This is a genomic window from Peribacillus phoenicis, from assembly GCF_047238085.1.
Classification (GTDB): domain Bacteria; phylum Bacillota; class Bacilli; order Bacillales; family DSM-1321; genus Peribacillus.
Window position 1 is genome coordinate 3,329,208 of the sequence record NZ_JBDFMF010000001.1, and the last position, 21,859, is coordinate 3,351,066.

General features: G+C 42.0%; 22 protein-coding genes and 1 other annotated feature. Of the genes, 2 read left to right on the plus strand and 20 right to left on the minus strand.

Annotation, left to right across the window (positions count from 1 at the left end; all coding sequences use genetic code 11):
* Positions 1–43: 43 nt before the first annotated feature.
* Both vrrA and ABC374_RS16315 read left to right on the plus strand, forming a co-directional pair.
* On the plus strand, positions 44–727 hold the full coding sequence (gene vrrA / locus ABC374_RS16310) for a VrrA/YqfQ family protein (RefSeq protein ID WP_413018928.1): 684 nt from the start codon (positions 44–46) through the stop codon (positions 725–727).
* A 140-nt stretch (positions 728–867) separates the two neighbouring features.
* A complete protein-coding gene (locus ABC374_RS16315) occupies positions 868–1,812 on the plus strand; it encodes a 4-hydroxy-3-methylbut-2-enyl diphosphate reductase (RefSeq protein ID WP_048685698.1) in 945 nt (314 codons plus the stop codon).
* Between the two features lie 50 nt (positions 1,813–1,862).
* Here the strand turns inward: ABC374_RS16315 and ABC374_RS16320 are convergent, their stop codons facing one another.
* The 20 genes from ABC374_RS16320 to yqfD form a co-directional block, all read right to left on the minus strand.
* On the minus strand, positions 1,863–2,981 hold the full coding sequence (locus ABC374_RS16320) for a Nif3-like dinuclear metal center hexameric protein (RefSeq protein ID WP_413018930.1): 1,119 nt from the start codon (positions 2,979–2,981) through the stop codon (positions 1,863–1,865).
* On the minus strand, positions 2,968–3,684 hold the full coding sequence (locus ABC374_RS16325; protein ID WP_413018932.1) for a tRNA (adenine(22)-N(1))-methyltransferase: 717 nt from the start codon (positions 3,682–3,684) through the stop codon (positions 2,968–2,970). The genes ABC374_RS16320 and ABC374_RS16325 overlap by 14 nt, the downstream gene beginning before the upstream one ends.
* Before the next feature lie 216 nt (positions 3,685–3,900).
* A complete protein-coding gene (gene cccA / locus ABC374_RS16330; protein ID WP_095389799.1) occupies positions 3,901–4,269 on the minus strand; it encodes a cytochrome c550 in 369 nt (122 codons plus the stop codon).
* A 219-nt stretch (positions 4,270–4,488) separates the two neighbouring features.
* On the minus strand, positions 4,489–5,025 hold the full coding sequence (locus ABC374_RS16335) for a hypothetical protein (protein ID WP_413018935.1): 537 nt from the start codon (positions 5,023–5,025) through the stop codon (positions 4,489–4,491).
* Between the two features lie 170 nt (positions 5,026–5,195).
* The gene (gene rpoD / locus ABC374_RS16340) at positions 5,196–6,329 is read right to left on the minus strand and encodes an RNA polymerase sigma factor RpoD (protein ID WP_034308477.1); all 1,134 of its coding nucleotides are present in this window, start codon (positions 6,327–6,329) and stop codon (positions 5,196–5,198) included.
* Positions 6,330–6,364: 35 nt separating this feature from the next.
* Positions 6,365–8,170: a DNA primase gene (gene dnaG / locus ABC374_RS16345; RefSeq protein WP_350302912.1), complete on the minus strand. Its 1,806-nt coding sequence runs from the start codon at positions 8,168–8,170 to the stop codon at positions 6,365–6,367.
* A 51-nt stretch (positions 8,171–8,221) separates the two neighbouring features.
* The gene (locus ABC374_RS16350) at positions 8,222–8,677 is read right to left on the minus strand and encodes a YaiI/YqxD family protein (RefSeq protein WP_101223469.1); all 456 of its coding nucleotides are present in this window, start codon (positions 8,675–8,677) and stop codon (positions 8,222–8,224) included.
* Between the two features lie 512 nt (positions 8,678–9,189).
* Positions 9,190–9,999 carry a pyruvate, water dikinase regulatory protein gene (locus ABC374_RS16355; protein ID WP_101223470.1) on the minus strand — a complete coding sequence of 270 codons (810 nt, stop codon included), beginning with the start codon at positions 9,997–9,999 and terminating at the stop codon, positions 9,190–9,192.
* 28 nt (positions 10,000–10,027) lie between these two features.
* Positions 10,028–10,666, minus strand: coding sequence for a transcriptional regulator CcpN (gene ccpN, locus ABC374_RS16360; protein WP_034308483.1), 639 nt, complete (start codon positions 10,664–10,666; stop codon positions 10,028–10,030).
* Positions 10,667–10,826: 160 nt separating this feature from the next.
* The gene (gene glyS / locus ABC374_RS16365) at positions 10,827–12,896 is read right to left on the minus strand and encodes a glycine--tRNA ligase subunit beta (protein WP_413018937.1); all 2,070 of its coding nucleotides are present in this window, start codon (positions 12,894–12,896) and stop codon (positions 10,827–10,829) included.
* Positions 12,883–13,779 carry a glycine--tRNA ligase subunit alpha gene (gene glyQ / locus ABC374_RS16370; protein WP_034308488.1) on the minus strand — a complete coding sequence of 299 codons (897 nt, stop codon included), beginning with the start codon at positions 13,777–13,779 and terminating at the stop codon, positions 12,883–12,885. The genes glyS and glyQ overlap by 14 nt, the downstream gene beginning before the upstream one ends.
* 97 nt (positions 13,780–13,876) lie before the next feature.
* Positions 13,877–14,053: a binding site (T-box leader), on the minus strand.
* A 58-nt stretch (positions 14,054–14,111) separates the two neighbouring features.
* Complete coding sequence (gene recO, locus ABC374_RS16375; protein ID WP_413018939.1) at positions 14,112–14,864, minus strand: DNA repair protein RecO; 753 nt, start codon at positions 14,862–14,864, stop codon at positions 14,112–14,114.
* A gap of 33 nt (positions 14,865–14,897) precedes the next feature.
* Positions 14,898–15,041, minus strand: a complete 144-nt coding sequence (locus tag ABC374_RS16380) for a YqzL family protein (RefSeq protein WP_065310843.1) — start codon at positions 15,039–15,041, stop codon at positions 14,898–14,900.
* A 99-nt stretch (positions 15,042–15,140) separates the two neighbouring features.
* The gene (gene era, locus ABC374_RS16385; RefSeq protein WP_101222597.1) at positions 15,141–16,070 is read right to left on the minus strand and encodes a GTPase Era; all 930 of its coding nucleotides are present in this window, start codon (positions 16,068–16,070) and stop codon (positions 15,141–15,143) included.
* Entirely contained in the window at positions 16,063–16,461 is a 399-nt protein-coding gene (locus ABC374_RS16390; protein ID WP_413018941.1) for a cytidine deaminase, read from the minus strand. Before ABC374_RS16390 ends, era begins: the two co-directional genes overlap by 8 nt.
* A 39-nt stretch (positions 16,462–16,500) precedes the next feature.
* On the minus strand, positions 16,501–16,878 hold the full coding sequence (locus tag ABC374_RS16395; RefSeq protein WP_089361538.1) for a diacylglycerol kinase family protein: 378 nt from the start codon (positions 16,876–16,878) through the stop codon (positions 16,501–16,503).
* Positions 16,856–17,332 (minus strand): rRNA maturation RNase YbeY, encoded by a 477-nt coding sequence (gene ybeY, locus ABC374_RS16400; RefSeq protein ID WP_413018944.1) that lies wholly within the window; start codon positions 17,330–17,332, stop codon positions 16,856–16,858. The genes ABC374_RS16395 and ybeY overlap by 23 nt, the downstream gene beginning before the upstream one ends.
* Positions 17,329–19,503 (minus strand): HD family phosphohydrolase, encoded by a 2,175-nt coding sequence (locus tag ABC374_RS16405; protein ID WP_350299500.1) that lies wholly within the window; start codon positions 19,501–19,503, stop codon positions 17,329–17,331. Before ABC374_RS16405 ends, ybeY begins: the two co-directional genes overlap by 4 nt.
* 190 nt (positions 19,504–19,693) lie before the next feature.
* Positions 19,694–20,656: a PhoH family protein gene (locus tag ABC374_RS16410; RefSeq protein ID WP_034308506.1), complete on the minus strand. Its 963-nt coding sequence runs from the start codon at positions 20,654–20,656 to the stop codon at positions 19,694–19,696.
* 3 nt (positions 20,657–20,659) lie between these two features.
* Entirely contained in the window at positions 20,660–21,847 is a 1,188-nt protein-coding gene (yqfD, locus tag ABC374_RS16415) for a sporulation protein YqfD (protein ID WP_413018946.1), read from the minus strand.
* Between the last annotated feature and the right edge of the window lie 12 nt (positions 21,848–21,859).

The following is a 21,859-nucleotide window of genomic DNA, read 5'->3' on the forward strand; positions in this document are numbered from 1 at the left end:
TAGAAGAATACACCAGCATATAATATCTGAGGAGGTGAAACCTATGTTCCCAAATAGAAATCGTCAACCCGGACCCGGTTTTCAGCCACCCAACGGCCGAAGGATGCAGCAGCACCCTGCTCCATTCAGACAGTCACCGCAAATCCCCCCTTATCAGCAGATGCAGCGGCCGATGGCACAAAACAGACGGCAGGTGCCTCAGGGCCCTCAAGGTTTCCGCGGCCCTTTCAACCAACCGCAGCGGCAGGAGATGCCGCCAGCAAAGAAAGAAGGGTTATTGGCAAAAATACTCGGTAAGTCGAAACAAAAAGCAGCATCGCAAAATTTGTTTGCGCCAGCCGGGTCCTCAAACCAAAGTTCTTCAAGAAGCAGCGGAGGCGGTATCTTAGAAACATTAAAAAACCCCGATTCCCTTAATAACATGCTTTCCAACACGCAAAAAGTATTGCAAGCAGCGGAACAATTCACACCCATGGTGGAACAATACGGACCAGTGATTAAAAACCTGCCTTCCATGTGGAAAGTTTTCCGGAGCATTTCATCAGCCGGTGATAACGAGGATCAGGAAGCTTCCGTTGAAAGCGAGCCAAATGTTGAGGTACAAAAAAACATTGAGGTAAAAACGGATTCGAAGAAAAAAGAAAAAGCTAAAGAAGCTAACCCCATCGCCCAAGTCCGTACCGAAACCAAAAGGGAAAGATCATCCGGTCCTAAGCTTTATATTTAAAGGCTGCAAATTAAAGGCTGCAAAAAATTTACCAATAACTGATTTTATGTAAATATGATGTTTTGTAATATCATCTATGGTCTTATATAATAGAAAGGTATAAAAAGTGAGAGTTTCTTGCCTTGAAGGAGGACACATAGATGAAAGTGATTAAAATTTCACCGCGCGGCTATTGTTATGGCGTTGTCGATGCCATGGTCATCGCCCGTAATGCGGCTTTAGATAAAACATTGCCACGTCCCATTTACATTTTAGGAATGATTGTGCATAACAAACATGTGACGGATGCGTTTGAAGAAGAAGGCATCATCACGTTGGACGGCAGCAACCGCAACGATATCATCGAACAGGTAGACAGCGGAACCGTCATCTTTACTGCTCACGGCGTTTCACCTGAGATCAGGAAGATCGCCGAGAAAAAAGGTCTTGTCACGCTCGATGCTACATGTCCCGATGTTACCGCAACACATGACTTAATTCGGGAAAAACAAGCGGAAGGCTATCAAATCATTTATATTGGCAAAAAAGGCCATCCGGAACCAGAGGGTGCTGTCGGAGTTGCTCCTGATGTCGTTCACCTGGTTCAAAAGGATGAAGATGTGGAAGCCTTGACTTTGAATAGTGATAAGATCATTGTCACCAATCAAACAACGATGAGCCAATGGGATGTATTGGATATCATGGATAAGGTCAAGGAAAAGTTTCCACATGCCGAAGTCCATAAGGAAATTTGTTTAGCGACACAGGTTCGCCAAGAAGCAGTTGCCGAGCAAGCTGGCGAAGCTGATGTTTTAATCGTTGTCGGAGACCCCAAGAGTAATAATTCAAACCGCCTTGCACAAGTTTCCCAAGAGATTGCCGGCACGAGAGCTTATCGGATCGCTGACATTTCCGAGCTGAACCTTGAATGGCTAAAAGATGCAGAAACGGTTGCCGTCACTTCAGGGGCTTCAACACCAACTCCGATCACGAAGGAAGTTATCGCATTTCTGGAGCAATATGAAGCAAATGATGAATCGACTTGGAATACGGAAAAGAAAACGCCATTGCATAAAATTTTACCTAAAATTAAAGTGAAAAAATGATTTCACAAAAAAGAAAGGCAGCCACTAATGGCTGCCTTTTTCGTGTTATTTTAAATGAAACGGAAAGGGTCTGTATTCAGCCGGGATGGAATGAATTCCACATCGTAGTTCTTTTCGCGGCACACTTTTTCAAGGATTCGTGCCACCCCTTTTTTCATCACCTTTTCAACATTGTGGCCTGGATCCACGATATTCAATCCAAGCATCATCGCGTCATGGGCTGTATGGTAATACATGTCACCTGTAACGTATACATCAGCTCCCTTGAACTTCGCTGTCGTAAAGTATTTATTGCCGTCTCCGCCCAACACGGCCACTTTTTTGATCGGGCTTTGCAAATCTCCAACGACACGCACCTTTTCAACATCAAGTGTCCGCTTCACATGTTCGGAAAATTGTTCAAGTGTCATTTCTTCTGGAAGTACACCGATCTTCCCTAAGCCAAGAGACTCCCCTTTATTCTCCAGTTTATATATATCGTGGGCAACTTCCTCATATGGATGGGCTTTGATCATCGCAGATAGCACTTTCTTCTCGATATTTTCCGGGAATATCGTTTCGACCCGCATTTCAGCTACTTCTTCAAGCTTTCCTTGGGAGCCAATTACCGGCTCACTGCCATCACCTGGCAAGAAGCGTCCGGTTCCTTCCCCGGAAAACGAACAATTGCTGTAATTCCCGATCGCTCCGGCCCCTGCCTTACCTAGGGCTTCCCTCACCTTTTGTGCGTCGGTCTTTGGAACATATACGACCAATTTCTTTAGAGCTGTCTCGGTAGTTGGAATCAATACTTCTGTGTCCTGCAATTGCAGCGCTTCGGCAAGTAAATCATTCACTCCGCCCTTAGCGACATCCAAATTGGTATGCGCAGCATAAACAGCGATATCATGTTTGATCAGCTTTTCGATGATGCGGCCTCCAGCAGTGTTTGTATCGATCCTTTTCAATGGTCGGTAAATAAGCGGATGATGGGCGATGATCAATTCCGCGCCATGTTCTATCGCTTCGTCTACAACCTCTTCCAGCACATCAAGGGCAATCAGCACTTTAGTAACCGGCTTATTGAGCTGACCGACATGCAGCCCGATCGGATCTCCCTCCATTGCATAATGCTTTGGGGAGAATTGTTCAAACGTTTCAATGATTTTGTGACCATTAACTGCCTTCACCTTTAAGCACCTCCTCAATTACGGAAATTTGAGATTTTAATTCATTGCGCTTCGTTTCCAGTCCGCTTCTTCCGCTTTCATCCAATTGTTCGATGATTCTCTCCAAATGTTTTTTCTCTAGCTGCCATTTTTTTATGAAAATGTCATTGAATTGCTCTTTTAAGTATGGACCGAACGTGAGGCCTGCTTGCTTGTTTACCCGATAAGGGCGGAGCGGGTCCCCTTTTTCGGCAATTAAGATTTCATAGATTTTCCCATCTTCCTCAAGGATTTCCTCTCCACTAAGTTCCCAGCCGTTTTCGATTAGCCAGCTGCGAACATTCGCTGCACCGACATTAGGCTGAAGGATAAGCCTTTCTGCCTTGCCGAGTTTCCCTTTTCCGCTTTCCAATATACTTGATATTAAAGTCCCTCCCATGCCTGCAATCGTAATGCAAGTCGCTTCATCGGGCTTCAATACTTCAAGCCCGTCTCCTTTACGGACCTCTATCTTGTCCCCAAGCCCCGTCATTGCAACTTGCTTGCGTGCTGACTGATATGGCCCTTCTACAACCTCACCTGCTATTGCGCTGTCACACAAGCCGTTAGTCACAGAATAGCACGGCAAATAAGCATGGTCGGAACCTATATCTGCAAGGATGCTTCCTTTTGGTATATGTATGGCAACACGTTCTAATCTCATCGATAGTTTTTCATGATTCATATTTATCAACTCTCTTAATTCAAATAATTTCTTACTATAATTAGCTTCCCATTCGATTATACCAAGTTCAATCGAAAAATTACAGAAAGGAGAAAAAGGACTCTTTCTATCAGTGGGCAGAAGAAACTTTCCATCTGGAATCTTCCTTTTCTGAATAAATGAAAAACTGACTCAAAAAGTTCGCTTTCCAACGATTTCTTGAGTCAGTTTCATGAATTATTTCAGTCCATGAATATATTCGGCCATGGCGTCAATGTTCTGTTCTTCGACTAAACCTGGTGGCATTCCACCTCGTCCATTAGTGATCACGTCTTTGACCTCGTCCACCGACAGACGATCGCCAACACCTTTTAGGGCAGGTCCGACGCCGCCTTGATAGGCATCACCATGACAAGAGATACAGTTTTGCTTATAGATGTCCTCAGGTGATGCTGAGGCACTTTCTGTTTCTTCTGTCTTTTCGCCGCCCTCTTTTTCCTTAGCAAGATCTTTGGCATCACCCAAACCTTTAAACGAAAGTAAAAACATAAGTCCAATACCAAAAACCATGATAATAATAAAAGGCATTACTGGATTGCGATTCATAGTATTTCCTCCCCTATGTAGAACCTAAACTTACCATATTTAATATTATATACAAACAGCTATATATTATTTTACTTGAAAAGAGTTTCAAGTAAAAGCCCAAAAATAGAAGATATTATATAATTTCTTAAAATTGTCAAAAACTTATGTATATTTCCAAACAGTTTTACTTTTTCTTACATATATTTCATAATACCCTAAAGCCACTGATTAAAACCGCTAGAATGTCTTAAAAAAAAAGTAAAGAGTGATCATTGCTCCCAGGCATCCCGCTATGGAAAAATGGAGCAGCTTCAGTTTTTTGCCCATTAAAATCCAGAGTCCGCAATTAATGAACAAGAAAATATAAAGGATACTCACTTGGCCGGGTGCCATGAATTCGGCAAAGCTGACAGTTAATAAAAGCAAAGATAGCGTCATTCCCATCAAGGCCATTTGAAAAATGATTTTCCTGCCGGTAAAGCGGCGGACCGCCAGCCCAAAGACAAGAATTGAAATTGTTGTCATAAGCATTTGCATTCTTATGGGTATTTCAGTAAAATAATTCAAAAATACAATAAATGCAAAAAGGGCCCCAATCAACAACCCGGAAAAGATGTCGTTTTTTACGCTCCCGGTTTTAGCCGAATTGGATGGCGGCAGTTCGCCTTGACAGTATAATGCCAGCAGATAATTACAATATTGCTCCGGAAGCATACGACTTTCCTTCCAGGAGTTTATTTCTTGAATGATGATTTTCTTTCTCATCTCATCCATGAATCTCACATCCTCATGATGATCATTTCTTTTAACGACTTAGCTTTTGAAATTTTTTACATTCAATTGGTAATTATTGTTCTTGCAGGATATTTTTACATCGAAACTGAAAAAAAGAGCCGCTCCCGAACGCTGGGCATTCAAAGAGGGCTCTGTGAAGGGCATATATTCTATTCCAGGAAATCTTTCAGGCGTTTGCTGCGGCTTGGATGTCTCAGTTTACGCAGCGCTTTCGCTTCGATTTGACGGATACGCTCGCGGGTGACCCCAAATACTTTCCCTACCTCTTCAAGAGTACGGGTGCGGCCATCATCAAGTCCAAAGCGGAGTCTCAAGACGTTCTCTTCACGGTCAGTAAGAGTATCCAATACATCTTCAAGCTGTTCTTTCAATAGTTCATATGCTGCATGCTCCGATGGCGAAGTTGCATCCTGATCTTCAATGAAATCACCTAAATGTGAATCGTCTTCTTCACCTATTGGCGTTTCCAATGAAACAGGTTCCTGAGCTATTTTCAAGATTTCACGAACTTTTTCAGGTGTTAAGTCCATATCCTCCGCAATTTCTTCCGGAGAAGGTTCACGTCCTAAATCCTGAAGAAGCTGTCTTTGGACCCGGATCAATTTATTGATGGTTTCCACCATATGCACCGGTATCCGGATCGTTCTTGCTTGGTCGGCAATCGCACGGGTTATCGCTTGGCGAATCCACCATGTTGCATACGTACTGAATTTGAATCCCTTGCGGTAATCAAATTTTTCGACTGCTTTGATAAGTCCCATATTACCTTCCTGAATCAAATCAAGGAAAAGCATTCCGCGTCCGACATAGCGCTTGGCGATACTGACAACAAGACGAAGATTAGCTTCTGCCAAACGGCGTTTCGCTTCTTCATCTCCATCCTCGATTCTCGTCGCCAGAGAGATTTCCTCTTCTGCCGATAAAAGGTCGACCCGACCAATTTCCTTTAGGTACATGCGTACTGGGTCATTGATTTTAACTCCAGGAGGAACACTTAAATCATTTAAGTCAAACTCTTCTTCTTTTGCAAGCTTCTTCTCATCCGGATCATCTTCATCCTCGTCTTCCTCACCATCAGTGAGTATTTCGACGCCGTTTTCTGCTAACACCTCATAGAACTCATCCATTTGATCGGAATCCAATTCAAAACCGCCAATCATTTCAGCGATTTTTTCTAAAGTCAAGGAGCCTCGTTTTTTACCTAGCTCTAGTAATTTTTCTTTCACCTGTTCAAGGCTAAATTCATTATCAACTTGTTTGGAACGTGCTGGTTTTTCAGCCATTAGTTCCCCTCCTTCCAGGACTTACACCTAAACGACTACAACATTTTACGCAATTTAATGATTTCCATGGCAATTTGTGCAGCTGTGACATAATCACTTCGCCTAACTGCATCTTTTTCTTCAACTTGTTTTTCTTTTATCTTTAACAACTTTTCATATTTCAACACTTGATTTATACAATCGGTCAGTTCTTTATCGGTAACTTCCTCATTAACTGACATCATTTCTATTTCCGAAACGATCCTTCTCAAGTTTGGATCCGGTAAATAAGTAAGGAAAAAGCTTGTATCCGGTTCGTGTCCATCTTCATAGAACGCATATAAATAGGTGATGATTGCCTGATGTTCATCTACATGAAAGACCGTTTGTCCAAGCAATTGCTGAATTTTGAAAGTCGTATCCCTGCTTTTTAGCATATGGGCGATCAACTTCATTTCAGCATTATGGTGAGCAGGCTTTAATTTATGCTCATATTGCAGGGACATTTGCTTTTGGGCTGCCGGCTGCGGCAGTGTCCCCTTCTTGCGTTCCGTAAAGAACACCTGACGCTGCTGCTGTTCCAGAGCATCCAATGATAGGGAAAATTCAGAGGATAGCTGCCGAAGATAATGATCCCTCTCCACTGCATTTGGCAATCGTGAAATTTCTTTAAGGACTTCTTCGATATATTGAATTCGATCTCCTTCATTATTTACATTTTTCCCTCGACGCAAATAATGCATTTTGAATGCCATGTAGGTTAAACTGGCCCCTATTACTTCAGAAACAAAGCTTTTTTCACCGAATTCCTTTATGTAGTCATCGGGGTCCAAGTTATCAGGCATGAGAGCGACTTTCACGGTAAATTCATGGTCCTGTAGCATATTAACTGCACGATTGGCAGCGTTCAATCCTGCTGAGTCCGAATCGTAGCATATAAGTATCTGGTCAGTATTTCTTTTTAAAAGCTGGATATGCTGGTCCGTCAGGGCAGTACCCATTGTAGCGACCGCATTCTCCACACCTGCGCCAACAGCTGAAATGCAATCGGCAAAGCCTTCAAAAATGACTGCTTGTTCTTTCTTTCGTATGTGTGGTCTTGCATGATGGAAATTATATAAAGTTTTACTTTTATTAAAGATTGGCGTTTCAGGACTATTCAAATATTTGGGCTCGTCGTCCCCCATCGCTCTTCCTGAAAACGCAATCGTATTTCCTTGATGATCCATAATTGGAAACATGACTCTATTTCTGAAACGGTCAAAATATGACTCGTCTTTTTCCCTGTAAATAATAAGCCCTGCCTGCTCCATGTATTCCGCTGGAAACCCGCGTTTTAAAAGAAACTTGGACACGAAATCCCATGAATCCAAAGAGTAGCCAATTTGGAACTTTTCTATCGTTTCTTCAGTAAACCCGCGTTTAAGTAAATATTCGAGAGCATCCTGCCCCTCTTTCGTATTAACGAGGAGATGATGATAAAACTTCCTCAGCAGGTCATGTGCCTCAACCATTTGCTGCGAGCCTGCCGGCATGTTAGAACGCTTGGAATCCTTATTGATATCAACATCCAAAGGAACATTTCCTTTTTCAGCTAAAACTTTTGCTGATTCCACAAAGCTGTAGCCTTCTATATCCATTAAGAAGGTAAAAATATTCCCCCCTGCCCCGCAACCAAAACAGTGAAAGATTTGTTTTTCCGTTGAAACGGAAAACGAGGGCGAGTTTTCACCATGAAAAGGACATAGGCCAAAGTAATTGCGCCCCTGCTTCTTCAACTGGACATACTCCCCAATTAAATCAACAATGTCAACAGCTTCACGAATTTGATTAATTTTCTCATCTTCTATACGGCCATTTATCATTTTTCCACCTTGCAATATTGGTGATAGTTTTTAATTCGATACTGTTTCTTAATTCCCTGCAAAGTTCGACAATGTTTTCAAAAGTTTATTTGTAAAACATGCACGATCTTCCTTCGTGAATGCTTTCGGCCCTTTTGTATGCTTACCCTGCCTGCGGAGTTTCGCCGACTGATAGCGCATATCCAAGAGCATGAAAATATTCTCGTCAGTGTATTCTTTTCCCCTTGGCGAAAGGACATAAACGTTTTTAGGAAGCAGGGTCCCAGCCAAACCAATATCTGCAGTAACGACAATATCACCCTTTTTTACTGAGTTTACTATATAAAGATCTGCCGCTTCTTTGTCTGCATCGACATATACCCATTTACCTTCAGGGTTATTCATCATATTTTTATATGATGCAACAAAACAGACTTCAACATCGTGCAAACTTGCACAATGAAGGATTTCGTCTTTCACCGGGCATGCATCGGCATCGACGTGTATCGTAGGTTTATTATTCATACCTTCTAATTCTACATCTTTCTGCATAATCCTTTTTCTCCCCTAAACTTTATGAAGATATGGTGAATTTTCAGCATTATCCAGAGGGTTTCCTCTAAAAGAGCACACATTATTCTTCAGGGCATACCTGATCATTTATGTGAAAGCGCATCTTTTGCTTTGAAAAAGACCAGCCCCTCCTGAATTATACGGAACATGTCGAATTATTTTTATGATAAAAACCTTGACATCTCATTAACCTTTAGTTTATTCCTTATTAATTAAGTCTAAACCTTAAGATTACTTTTTTCTCACAATTTTTTATTATAGTCTATTTGATTAGAAGATGCCAACATTTAAATTCCGAATTTGTTTTCATTCAAATCAAAGGATTTACAGTTGGAAACAAAGAGGAATTTTATGTAATTATTTTGAACTTATTCTTTTTATTCCCTTTTAAACCTTGGCATTAAAATGTGAGCTGACACATAAAGTGCCTAGCTCACATTTTGATTTGCCTTAATTTATAAGGATCAACGGTTTTTGTTTTGAAGAATATTGATTATCAAATTGGCTGTCTCTTCAACAGCTTTATTGGTTACATCAATGATAGGACAGTTCAACCTAGATATGATTGTATCAAAGTATGTCAATTCTTCTTTTATGCGCTCCACATTTGCATAAATCGCATGATCATTAAGCCCAAGCGACTTTAATCGTTCTTTACGAATATGGTTCAGCTTTTCCGGACTGATCTTTAAACCAATGCATTTTTCAGGAGGTACCAGGAACAGCTCTTCTGGAGGTTCCACTTCAGGCACTAAAGGTACATTGGCCACCTTATAGCGTTTGTGGGCTAAATACTGTGATAACGGCGTTTTTGAAGTGCGTGAAACACCGACAAGGACGATATCTGCACGTAATATGCCCCGAGGGTCACGTCCATCATCATATTTTACAGCAAATTCAATGGCTTCCACACGCTTGAAATAGTCATCATCCAGCTTTCTTACAAGACCAGGTTCATTAAGCGGCCCTTTTGGCGCCCTTTCCTCAAGGATATCCATGAGCGGCCCTAAAATGTCATAAGCAGACAGGTTTTCTTTCTCGACCTGTGCTTTCATATACGCTCTAATAGCTGGCTTCACAAGAGTATATGCAATGATTGCCCCATCCAACTTAGCCAGCGATATCACTTCATCCACGTTTTGTTCATCTTCAATATACGGAATTCTCTTTATGGAAAATGCAGATCCCGAGAACTGGCTTGCAGCGGCTTTTGTAACCAATTCCGCTGTTTCCCCTACCGAATCCGATACAACATATATAATAGAACCGTTCATATTCTCCGTCATTCCTTTTGCAAGCCCCCTAATAGCCTTCATCAGCCAAAGCTACGAATGCTTTCGTAATATTGGTTTTTGTAATCCTTCCAATTACTTCATAGCCTTTTTCTGTGTCTTTGACGACCGGTAATGAGTCGATTTGTTTATCAATCAATTTTTTGGCCACATCAATCAAAAGGTCTTCTTTTGAACACATTGTAATATTGGGCATCCTAGTCATGATGATATTGACTGGAATGGAGTTAAGCTCTTGTTTCCCAATACTCGCACGCAACAAGTCTTTCCTTGATAAGACACCAACAAGCAATGCATGCTTGTCGACCACGAACATTGTTCCGACATCTTCTAAAAACATCATGACGATTGCATCATATACGGAAATGCCCTCGTCAACAACGACAGGTATCGATTGGTAGTCTCGTACATAAAGATGGTTAAGGCTGTCGGTCAAAAGCTGTGTCCCTGACCTGCCTGTATAAAAATACCCCACTCGCGGCCTGGCATCAAGAAAACCTGCCATCGTTAAAATGGCTAGATCTGGACGAAGTGTCGCCCTGGTAAGGTTCAATCTATCCGCAATATGTTCTCCAGTAATCGGTCCGTTTTCTTTTACAATTTGTAAAATTTGCTCCTGACGCTTATTCAATTGGATTATAATCACCACCCCACTGCTTTCGCAGAGTAAAGTAACAAAATTTATTCATTTAATAATTATATACTAAATTATTTAATAAGGGCATTTTTGTCCTATTTATTGACCATTATCTTTTTAAGAAATCGGAAACCCTATGTAAAGTGTTTCCGATTTCCAAGCATCCTTTCGATCATGTAAGGATGATTTTATTCATGGCAGCAAACCCTGCAACCAAATCACTGATCTCTTTCATTAAGGATAAACGGTTATTACGGATTGCTTCATCATCTGCCATGACCATTGTATTCTCGAAATATGACTCTATTTCCGATTGAAGCGAAACAAGCTGTTCAAACCGCTCATTCTCATCTTTAGATTCCATATAACGGATTGCCACTTGTTGATATTTTACATATAACGCATTTTCTTGATCATTTTCAAAGACAGAAGGATCAACTGTCACCTTATTGTCACATTTTACGGCAATGTTCATGACCCGACTTAATGCTTCCAGGCTTTCTTTAAACCCTGCTTCGTCCTTTTTAGCATCCAAGACATGTGCACGTTCCACGATAGAGTGGATATAACCGATCTCATTGAACAGAACTGCATCAATCAAATCGTAACGGATTTGCTGTTCTTGAAGCAGGTGTTTGACACGTGCTTTAAAGAATGTGAACATATCCGCTTTAACTTCTTCAAGATCACGTTTTAATATGCCTTTTGATTCCAGTCCTTTAAGGCCTAAAACAATAAGCTCCTCTAGAGAAATATTCCATTTCTTCTCCGCTAGGATTTGGACGACACCGCTCGCCTGCCTTCTTAATGCGTAAGGATCCTGGGAACCTGTCGGAATGACGCCAATAGCGAAGAATGAAGACAAAGTATCAATTTTTTCAGCTAAACTCACAACCGCACCAATGACTGAAGGCGGTACATTGTCATCCGCATGTCTTGGCATATAATGTTCATTGATAGCCGCGGCCACTTCTTTGGCTTCACCTTTTAAGAGCGCATATTTTTCACCCATATACCCTTGCAATTCAGGGAATTCATAAACCATTTGACTCACCAAATCGAACTTGGCAATTGCCGCTGTACGAACCGCCATTTCTTTTTCCGCCTTTAAATTCAAAGCATCCGCAAGCTCACCGGTCACAGCAGTTACCCGGGCAGTTTTCTCGGCTAATGTACCGATTTCTTCATGATAAACGATGCTGTCAAGCTTTTTCAAAGCATCCGAAATCTCTTTTTTCTGATCTTCTTTATAGAAGAATGCTGCATCCGATAGGCGGGCACGCAATACTTTTTCATTACCTTTAGAAACCTTATCCAAATGGCGGTCATCGCCGTTACGCACGGTTACAAAGTGAGCAAGCAGTTTCCCGTCCTGATCTTTAACAGGGAAATAACGCTGATGTTCCTTCATCGATGTGATAAGCACCTCAGCTGGAAGCTCAAGGAATTCTTCTTCAAAATTACCAAATAACACCGTTGGATACTCTACCAAATTATTGACTTCTTCAAGCAGATCTTCATCGACTGGGATGATCCAGCCTTTCTCCTGCTCAAGCTCTTTAATCTGATCCAATATAACTTGCCGGCGTTTATCTGGATCCGCCATAACAAATTGTTCTTTTAACGTATCTTCGTACAGTTCCGGCAGTTCGATGCTAGCACTATCGCCCAAGAAACGGTGTCCTTTTGTTTCACGGCCCGTTTCCACATCAGCAATGCTGAATGGCACAATGTCATTGCCGAATAAGGCAATCAGCCATTTAATCGGACGAACGAAGCGGAGCTCCTGATTGGCCCAACGCATATTTTTCGGGAACGTCATGCCGCTGATGATTTCAGCAAGCTCAGATAAAAGCTGAACGGTCTGCTGTCCTTTTATGAATTTATTCACATGGACATATTCCACACCCTTGAGTTCTTTAAAATAAATGTCCTCTGAAGTCATGCCTTGACCCCTGACGAAGCCCAATGCGGCTTTAGACCAGTTGCCTTCACTGTCCAAAGCGATTTTCTTAGCCGGGCCTTTTGCTTCTTCTTCGATATCCTTTTGGGATTCTTCCACGCCTTTCACCAGTACAGCCAAACGTCTTGGTGTGGAAAAAGCTTCAACCGTTCCGAATTCAATCGCTTTTTCCTTTAGCCATTGCTGCACCTTATCTGACAACTGCTTCATTGATGCTGTCACAAAACGGGCAGGCAGCTCTTCCAATCCAATCTCCAATAACAAATCACGCTTGCTCATTTGTATTCTCCCCTTTCACTTTCAGAATCGGGAAGCCTAATTTTTCCCGCTCTTCATAGAAGGTTTTGGCAACCTTGCGCGCTAGGTTACGGCACCGGGCAATATAACCCGTTCTTTCCGTCACCGAGATGGCACCTTTGGCATCCAAAAGGTTAAATGTATGTGAACATTTCAAAACATAATCATATGCGGGATGTACAAGTCCTTCTTCCATTTGCCGATGCGCTTCCTTTTCATACATCGTGAAAAGCTGAAACAGCATATCAAGGTCGGAGGTTTCGAACGTATATTTCGAATGTTCGTATTCCGGCTGTCCAAAAATATCCCGAACTGTGAATCCATCTGTCCATTCCAGGTCAAATACGTTTTCCTTATCTTGAATGTATGAGGCGAGACGTTCGATCCCGTATGTAATTTCCACGGAAACCGGCTTGCACTCAAGGCCGCCCACTTGTTGGAAATATGTAAATTGCGTGATTTCCATTCCATCAAGCCACACTTCCCAACCGAGACCAGCACACCCTAGTGATGGATTTTCCCAGTTGTCCTCCACAAAGCGAATATCATGCTCAAGCGGATTTATCCCTAAAGCGCGTAAAGAATCCAAATATAACTCTTGGATATTGTCAGGCGACGGCTTCATGATCACTTGGAACTGATGGTGCTGATACAGACGGTTAGGGTTCTCACCATAACGACCGTCAGCAGGACGGCGTGAAGGCTCCACGTAAGCAACGCTCCAAGGCTCCGGTCCAATGGCTCTCAGGAACGTGTATGGGCTCATCGTTCCTGCCCCTTTCTCGACATCATAAGCATTCATTAATATGCAGCCTTGTTCAGACCAATGCTTTTGTAACGTTAAAATCATATTTTGAATATTCATCGTACACCTCCAAGTTATTTAAAACGGCTCTTTTTAAAATCAGGTCGGAACCCATCACATTTTGGCAAACAAAAAACTCCCGTCCCTATGCGAAATGCATAGGGACGAGAGTATACCCGCGGTTCCACCCTAATTGCCGTTTATAAAACGGCCTCTTTTCAAAGCAACATGCTCCGGAAACGCCCTTCCCTGTAAATCCATATCCCGGCTTCCACCGTCCCGGGTTCGCTTTTTATGGAGAATGACAGATACTCTTTTCCATCAACGCAATCTTCTTATTTTGATGATTAGAATTTTATACAAACTAGCATGGAATGTCAATAGGTCAGATCTTAAAACATATCTTTCATCGTATCAATCTGTTTCAGGAACTTTTTTGATTTCAAGTTCAGACCAGAATATTCCTCATAATAAGCATCGATGATCTTCCGCAGTTCTTTTTTCGTTTCAGGCTTGACGGAAATGTTTCCGAGCCTTGATAAATCGAAATAATAAAAGATCCGCAACAATTTGACGGCTGCAGGTGAAATTTTATAATGATAAGGGTCCTTCCCCAGGCAGCGGTGACAGATAAACCCCGCTTCCCGAAGCGAGAAGGAGAATTCCCCTTCCGTTTCACCACATACAGCACATTGATTCAGCACTGGGTTAATCCCATTGACGGGCAGCATCTTCATTTCAAAAATGAATTTCAATACCTCTGCGTCATATTCTTCGTTTATGTAATGCAAGGTTTGCGAAAGCAACTCATACAAATATGGATTCGGTTTCTTATCCTCGACGCTTTTATCAAGGAATTCAACAATATAAGAAGCATAAGCAGTGGCAAAAAGATCCTCCCTTATGAAACGGAGTGAATCGACCATTTCTCCTTGCTGAAGACTTCCGAGTCCGGTTGATGTAGTTACAAGAAAATACCCGGAGCAAAAAAGCTGTGTGACGGCAGAAAGCCTGCTGTTAGGTTTACTGGCTCCTCTAGCCATAACGCCAATTTTTCCTAGCTCACGGGTATATATAGTAATGATTTTGTTATTTTCTCCATATGCAGTTCGCCTTATGACAATGCCCTCACATTTTTGGAGCATACCAAGACACCACCCATGCTCGCCAAGGCTAACCTATGAAACAGGAAAATCAATTTCTGCTAGCTCATCATTTAATCCCAAGTGTCTTTCCTGTCTTTCGACTTCTATCTCCTTAAACAGCAAATAGGTGTCCACATTACCTGTTTCAGTGAATAATTCCCAGGTAAAATCCAACATATAAAGCCCACCTTTCATTTTTAACTAGCAATATGAATATCCGACCATATGATTAGCTTGACCGTTTTCCAAACTTTCATGATGCGTAAATTTTGTTAATTAATACTCGCTCTCATTGAAGCCATAATCGCGAAGCTGGCTTGCTTTATTACGCCAATCCTTCTGCACCTTCACCCACAGTTCAAGGAAAACTTTCGAGCCCAATAAGTTTTCGATATCCACCCTGGCACGGCTGCCGACTTCTTTAAGCATTTTCCCTTGCTTTCCAATGACAATGCCTTTTTGTGAATCACGTTCGACAACGATCGTCGCCATGACATTAATGGTGTCGCTGTTGTCCATCTTTTTAATTGAATCGATGACAACAGCCACCGAATGCGGAATTTCTTCCCGTGTCAGGTGTAGCACCTTCTCGCGGACCAATTCGGAAATGATAAAACGTTCCGGGTGGTCGGTCACTTGGTCAGCAGGATAAAACTGGGGACCTTCAGGCAGATGTTCCTTGATTTGCTCAAGCAGTGTATCAACGTTATTTCCTTCAAGCGCAGAAATCGGAACAACTGCCGCAAAAGGGTAAAGCTGTTGGTATTTTTCAATGATTGGAAGTAAATCATCCGGATGCATCGCATCGATTTTGTTTACAACCAGGAAAACAGGCGTCTTTACGGATTGAAGTTTTTCAATGATAAACTCATCACCGCGTCCGTATCCTTCAGTCGCATTGATCATGAAGAGAATCAAATCGACTTCCTTCAATGTATTCGTGGCCACTTTCATCATGAAATCACCAAGCTTATGCTTTGGTTTATGAATGCCGGGTGTATCGATGAAAATCATTTGTGAATCGTTTTGCGTAAGTACACCTTGGACCTTATTTCTTGTAGTTTGCGGTTTATCGCTCATAATGGCGATCTTTTGACCGATGACCCGATTCAGAAATGTACTCTTCCCAACATTAGGTCGTCCAATAATCGAAATGAAACCTGATTTGTAGTCTTTTACTTGTGTATCATTAAATAATTTATCCATTCAAATCCTCCGGTGAAAAAGCTCCTGGAAGCAATTCCTGTACTGTTAGTTCTTTTATATCCCCATTTAAGTTGGTCAAAACAACCGGCATATCCTTATCGCACAGCTCTGAAATAACCTGCCTGCATGCCCCGCATGGAGCAACGGGACCATCGGTATCTGCCACGACTGCAAGTTTAGCGAATTTTTTATCGTCATGGGCATAAGCGCTGAATAAAGCTGTCCTTTCTGCGCAATTACACATGCTGTATGCAGCATTTTCTATATTACAACCATGATAGACCTTTCCATCAGCGGTTAAAAGGGCTGCCCCCACCTTAAATTTGGAGTAAGGCACATAAGCTTTATCCCTTGCTTTTTTAGCTTCCTCAATCAATTCTTTTGTATTCAATTCACATCTTCCTTTCAAATTGAGTACCATTTCGGCAATCTACAGGCCAAACTTGGGCAAAAAGATAATCAATCCAACTATTATAGAAAATATAGCATATATGAATACAGCTCCGGCTGCAATATCTTTTGCCTGCTTGGCAAGCGGATGGATTTGATCCGTTACCAGGTCCACTACCCTTTCAATCGCTGAATTAACGAGCTCCAACGTAATCGTACCGGCTATGGCCGCCAAAATGAAAAGCCACTCCATCCCATTCAATGAGAAGTACCAACCAAAGAATACGACGATTGCCGTTAACGCGAAGTGAATCTTGATATTGCGTTCAGTCCGAACAGCCTCCAAAATTCCCTGACAGGCAAAAGAGAAACTTTTTAATAAAGGATACCTTTTTTTACCCTTCTCTTGAAAGTCCATATTCTTCCAAGATCTCCTTTTGTTTTGTGAACATCACTTTTTCATCTTTTTCATTCATGTGGTCAAATCCTAATAAATGAAGAAATCCATGCAGTGCCAAAAATCCAAGTTCCCGGTCAAATGAATGACCATATTCTTCAGCCTGTTCTTTCGTGCGTTCAATGGAAATGATGATATCCCCTAGCATGCGGGGCATTTCGGCCCCGACAATTTTCACTTCATCTTCTCCCATTTCTTCAAGCGCAAAAGAAATGACATCTGTAGCTGAATCTTTATGACGATATTCTTTATTGATTTCCCGAATCCTATCATTGTCAACAAATGTAACAGACAGCTCGGTGTCTTTTTCAATGTTTTCTTTTCTTGCCGCAAATTGCAGAATGCTTTCAACAAGGTGCTGAGCTTCCTCCGTTACTTCATTCGTTTCATCCATTAAATCGATAGCTAAAATCATTCTTTCACCTTCTGTCCTAATTTATCCGACTCCGGATATTCAATCCTGGAGTGGAAGATACCATTAAGCGATTCACATAAGGAATGCTTCACGATACTCAATTCTCTCATAGTAATGTCACATTCATCAAATTGACCATCAGAGATCCTGTCCTGAATGATGAAACTTACCAGTTCTTCAATCTTCTCCGGAGTTGGGTGCTTCATCGATCTCACTGCAGCTTCCACACTATCGGCTATGCCGATGACGGCTACTTCCTTCATTACTGCCCTCGGCCCGGGATAACGGTAGTCCGCTTCGAGTGTGGACTCATCTAGTTTTTTTGCCTTGTGGTAGAAAAATTTCAATAAAGTGGTCCCATGATGCTGCTCTGCAATATCCACAATCTCTTTCGGAAATTTGTTACTGCGAAGCATCTCCCCGCCGTCTACGGCGTGGGCAATGATGATATCCCTGCTCGTTTCCGGCTGCAGCCGATCATGCGGATTCTCTTCATTCATCTGATTTTCGATGAAGAAATGCGGCCGCTTCGTTTTACCGATATCATGATAATAACTGCCGACCCTTGCCAGCAATCCATTCGAGCCGATGGCTTCACAAGCCGATTCCGCCAAATTGGCCACCATCACGCTATGATGATATGTCCCCGGAGCCTCAATCAAGATCCTCCGAAGTAAAGGATGATTGGGATTCGCGAGCTCGATAAGCTTAATTGATGATAAGATCCCGAAACCAGCCTCGAAAAACGGCAACAGGCCCATAGTCAAAACGGCTGCACCCACTCCAGAACCCATCGCAGCAGCAGCATAATACAAGTACTCCATTCTAGTATAATGGCTGTCCATAATAAAGATGAGCGAAAAAACAAATGCCATATTGATTAAAGCCAATAGCAGCCCCGCTACCAGCACCTTTGATTTGAAATTGGGCCTCGATAGAATGATGATTGCCGTCAATCCCCCAAATATGATATAAAGCCCCATCGAGAAATCCAGATTTCCAGGTGTATCACCATTGAATATAATCGTACCATACGAACCTAACAATATGATCATTGCTACCGCTAGCTTATCATTCAATAAAATCTTGATGAGCATCGCCGCCATGGCACCCGGGAAAATGTATTCCAAGTTCGAGTTTTTCAGGTCTGCGAGAATGCTGACTGTTTTCATGGTAGCCATTGAAAGGATGAAGACAAGACTGAAAATCAATAACTGATTGTACTTGTTATCCTTTTTGGAAATGGAATAGTAGAAAAAGTAATAAAAAGCGGCAAAAGTCAGGAATATGAATAACAGCAGGCCGATATACGGGTAAATGGTAGACTCCGTATTTAAGAAGCCCGCCAGTTCAAGCTGCCTATATACATCCCTGTCCACTAATTGATTTTCTTCAACGATGATCTGACCTTGAAGGATCCTGATCGGCTCCACGCTTTCAACCGCTTTCCTACGCTGTTCCTCGGTTTTGTCCTTATCGAAAAATACATTCTGAATGATTGCCGTACGCGCAAGGGAAGTGGAGGCTTTTTTCATATCGCCGCTAATGCTCATATAACCCAATTCCTCTACAACCTTTTTCTTGGCATTTTCGACGTCACTTGCAGCGATTCGGGAGCTCATCACATTATTCACGGCTGTAATGGTTGAATCCTTCGCTATTTTCAACTCATCTTCATCCGCCTGCACTAATGCAAGGAAAACGGATTCCTCGATATTTTTATTCACTTCATCGGTCAATTTTTCTTTTAATATGGAAACTTTTTGAGCATCCGTCTTTACGGTCTCTTTTTTATCCTCCTTTTCCTCATCTTCTTTATGATTTTCATCGGGGTCCGTTTCTTGATTCACCTCTATCGCTGAATCGAAAATGGATGAAATCAGATCGACTTTATTTTTGGCATATTCTTTTTTTAAAGAATATACATCCGCCACCTGTTTTGAAATCTCTTCTTTTTCCTGTTCCGTCTTATAGGTATCTTCCACAGTCTTGGTTGAACGGATCGTTTGTTCTGCAGGCTTAAACAGCTCTACCTGGACCCTTTCAGGTTTAACATTGGAGAACATTAACACATAAGCAAACAAACCAAGTATGATGAACAATAACACTTGAAAAAAACGATGGACCAACAGCCCTTTTATTTGAGTGAAAAATTTCTGAATACGATTCAAGGAAGGTCCTCCTAATAAAAATGATGTTTATTATTCTAGATATGTAAAATCATAACAGTTTTTATGTGAATTTTCACCTTCGTATTAATAAATGTAAAGCTTCTTTCATTCCATATCCACTTTTTCACGATAAAGTTTGTCATTTAGACACATCACGAAAAATCCGCCGATTGAAATGGCGGATTTCTTCTTATGACTTCGCCTGCTCGTAAGCAGTAATGATTTTGGCGACAAGCGGATGTCTTACAACATCACTTTGTTCAAAATAAACAAAGGATAGACCTTTAACATTCTTCAAGATCTCTTCTACCCTGACAAGACCTGACTTCATGCCTTTTGGAAGGTCAATTTGGGTCCTATCTCCCGTAATGACCATTTTCGATCCGAAACCAAGCCTGGTCAAGAACATCTTCATTTGCGCTTCCGTCGTATTCTGGGCTTCATCCAATATGACAAAGGCATCTTCAAGCGTACGGCCCCTCATATAAGCCAGAGGAGCTATTTCGATCGTTCCGCGTTCTATCATCCTTTGTGTCTGTTCCATCCCTAGAAGGTCATGGAGAGCGTCATACAGCGGACGTAGATATGGATCTACCTTTTCCTTCAGATCACCAGGCAGAAAACCAAGGCTTTCCCCTGCTTCGACCGCAGGCCGTGTCAGGATGATCCGTTTAACATGTCCATTTTTCAACGCATTGATGGCCATCACTACAGCAAGATAGGTCTTCCCGGTTCCGGCAGGCCCAATTCCAAATACAAGGTCCTGTTTCTTTATTGCCTGGATATAGTATCTCTGCCCGATTGTTTTGACTTTAATGGATTTCCCCTTAGCCGTTTTTGCGATTTCCTCATCATATAATTCACCGAAATACTCCAATGTGCCTTTTCTTGCCAATTCAATTGCATAAAGCACATCTCTGGAACTGATTGCAATTCCTTTTCTGACCACTGTCAATAATGCCTTGAGGATTTCCTCCCCCATCGTTACCCGCTCGATATCACCGGCAACACTCACCGCTTCACCTCGGGTTATGACAGAAATGCCTAGCTCCTCTTCGAGCACTTTTACATTTGAATCTCCATTGCCCAATAAAGCGATCGCTTCATTAGGTGATTCTATTTCCAGCTTAATTACTTTCACATCATCTGCCATTCGTTAGTCTCCTTGAATGATTGGTTGTCCAATCGCTATATCTTCAATAACTTGGTAATGTATAGATAATTTAACTTTACCATTCTCCATGCTTTCGTGCAAAATTTTTTCTTCGACGATTTCATCTTCCTCGTCTAAATGCTTTTTCAATTCAGCTTTAGCCATTTTCCTGCCTTCCTCCACCGCTTCTTTCTCCGTATAACTTCGTACAATATCTTCCTTGCTCCTTAAGGTCACTTGTTTATAGGAAATGGGCAGTTCCCATTGAAGAAAGTGAAACGGCCTCATTGTCGTTTCTTTTTCCTGTTTTTCATATCCCGGATCCTTGAAACCCCATACCGGAAGGGAAAAGCCCCCCATTTTTAAAAAGTGCCTGCTCGTTTCATCTCCGTTAAAAACAGAAAACTTGGTTTTTAACGGAACTTCCACTTTCGCTTTATACCACGTTTTCCCTTTTATTACTCCCTGTGCGGATACAATTTCCTGTTTATCCTCTTTTCCAATAAATCCTGAAACAAGAAGCTGTCCCTTTCCTACATAATCATTCACATTAACAATAGATTGTCCTTTTTCAACGAACATATCAGTGATGATCGCTTTTTTAGAAGCTACCAAATTCTGTGGAGATGTCTTCTCGACCTCTTTAGGCTGCCGTTTTTCTACAACCCGAAAATGGTAAGTCGTTCCCTTCAGCTCTACCCCTACCCATGTCAATGCACCAATCCGGTCCGACAGCTTACGCTGAATCGTATCCACATCATCAACAAAGAATTGCACTTTACCGATTTTCACGCCCATCTTGTCCAATTCTTTCCGGATGGCATGCTCGGTTGCCGGTTTGGCATCTTGAACCTCGATGCCCCATACCATATTGGAAAGTACGAATATGCAAAGCAGGAAAGCGATCATCCCCGCTAAAAACCCGCTGTTTTTCATGACTCTCTTCAATAGGAAAGGGAAACCCTTTCCCTGCATGAACTTTACTTTACAATCGCTCTTTCTCATGACCTGACGGAGTTTTGGGATATCCCTGATATCCATATGGAAAATCAGGGATTCACTTCCGACACGCTTCACTTCCCAGATATGAAGCCCCCTTCTCGTCAGCATATTGATCAGCCGTTCTGCACCTTTGCCATAAGCCTTCACCTTTACATAGCCTGTATAATAGTTTGTCCATTGGTTTTTCATGGAGACCTCCCG

Excerpts from the sequence above, each read along its gene's own strand:
- ybeY (WP_413018944.1), bottom strand. The coding sequence starts at position 17,332 with ATGATTTTAGCTATCGATTTAATGGATGAAACGAATGAAGTAACGGAG.
- ABC374_RS16355 (WP_101223470.1), bottom strand. The coding sequence starts at position 9,999 with ATGAACGGTTCTATTATATATGTTGTATCGGATTCGGTAGGGGAAACA.
- ABC374_RS16325 (WP_413018932.1), bottom strand. The coding sequence starts at position 3,684 with ATGAATCATGAAAAACTATCGATGAGATTAGAACGTGTTGCCATACAT.
- recO (WP_413018939.1), bottom strand. The coding sequence starts at position 14,864 with ATGCTCCAAAAATGTGAGGGCATTGTCATAAGGCGAACTGCATATGGA.
- ABC374_RS16380 (WP_065310843.1), bottom strand. The coding sequence starts at position 15,041 with ATGTTGGATTTTACCTGGGAATTATTCACTGAAACAGGTAATGTGGAC.
- cccA (WP_095389799.1), bottom strand. The coding sequence starts at position 4,269 with ATGAATCGCAATCCAGTAATGCCTTTTATTATTATCATGGTTTTTGGT.
- ABC374_RS16410 (WP_034308506.1), bottom strand. The coding sequence starts at position 20,656 with ATGGCAGATGATGTGAAAGTAATTAAGCTGGAAATAGAATCACCTAAT.
- era (WP_101222597.1), bottom strand. The coding sequence starts at position 16,070 with ATGGATAAATTATTTAATGATACACAAGTAAAAGACTACAAATCAGGT.
- ABC374_RS16350 (WP_101223469.1), bottom strand. The coding sequence starts at position 8,677 with ATGAATAATAAACCTACGATACACGTCGATGCCGATGCATGCCCGGTG.
- ABC374_RS16395 (WP_089361538.1), bottom strand. The coding sequence starts at position 16,878 with ATGGACTTTCAAGAGAAGGGTAAAAAAAGGTATCCTTTATTAAAAAGT.
- glyQ (WP_034308488.1), bottom strand. The coding sequence starts at position 13,779 with ATGAATATTCAAAATATGATTTTAACGTTACAAAAGCATTGGTCTGAA.
- yqfD (WP_413018946.1), bottom strand. The coding sequence starts at position 21,847 with ATGAAAAACCAATGGACAAACTATTATACAGGCTATGTAAAGGTGAAG.
- ABC374_RS16335 (WP_413018935.1), bottom strand. The coding sequence starts at position 5,025 with ATGGATGAGATGAGAAAGAAAATCATCATTCAAGAAATAAACTCCTGG.
- ABC374_RS16315 (WP_048685698.1), top strand. The coding sequence starts at position 868 with ATGAAAGTGATTAAAATTTCACCGCGCGGCTATTGTTATGGCGTTGTC.
- glyS (WP_413018937.1), bottom strand. The coding sequence starts at position 12,896 with ATGAGCAAGCGTGATTTGTTATTGGAGATTGGATTGGAAGAGCTGCCT.
- vrrA (WP_413018928.1), top strand. The coding sequence starts at position 44 with ATGTTCCCAAATAGAAATCGTCAACCCGGACCCGGTTTTCAGCCACCC.
- rpoD (WP_034308477.1), bottom strand. The coding sequence starts at position 6,329 with ATGGCTGAAAAACCAGCACGTTCCAAACAAGTTGATAATGAATTTAGC.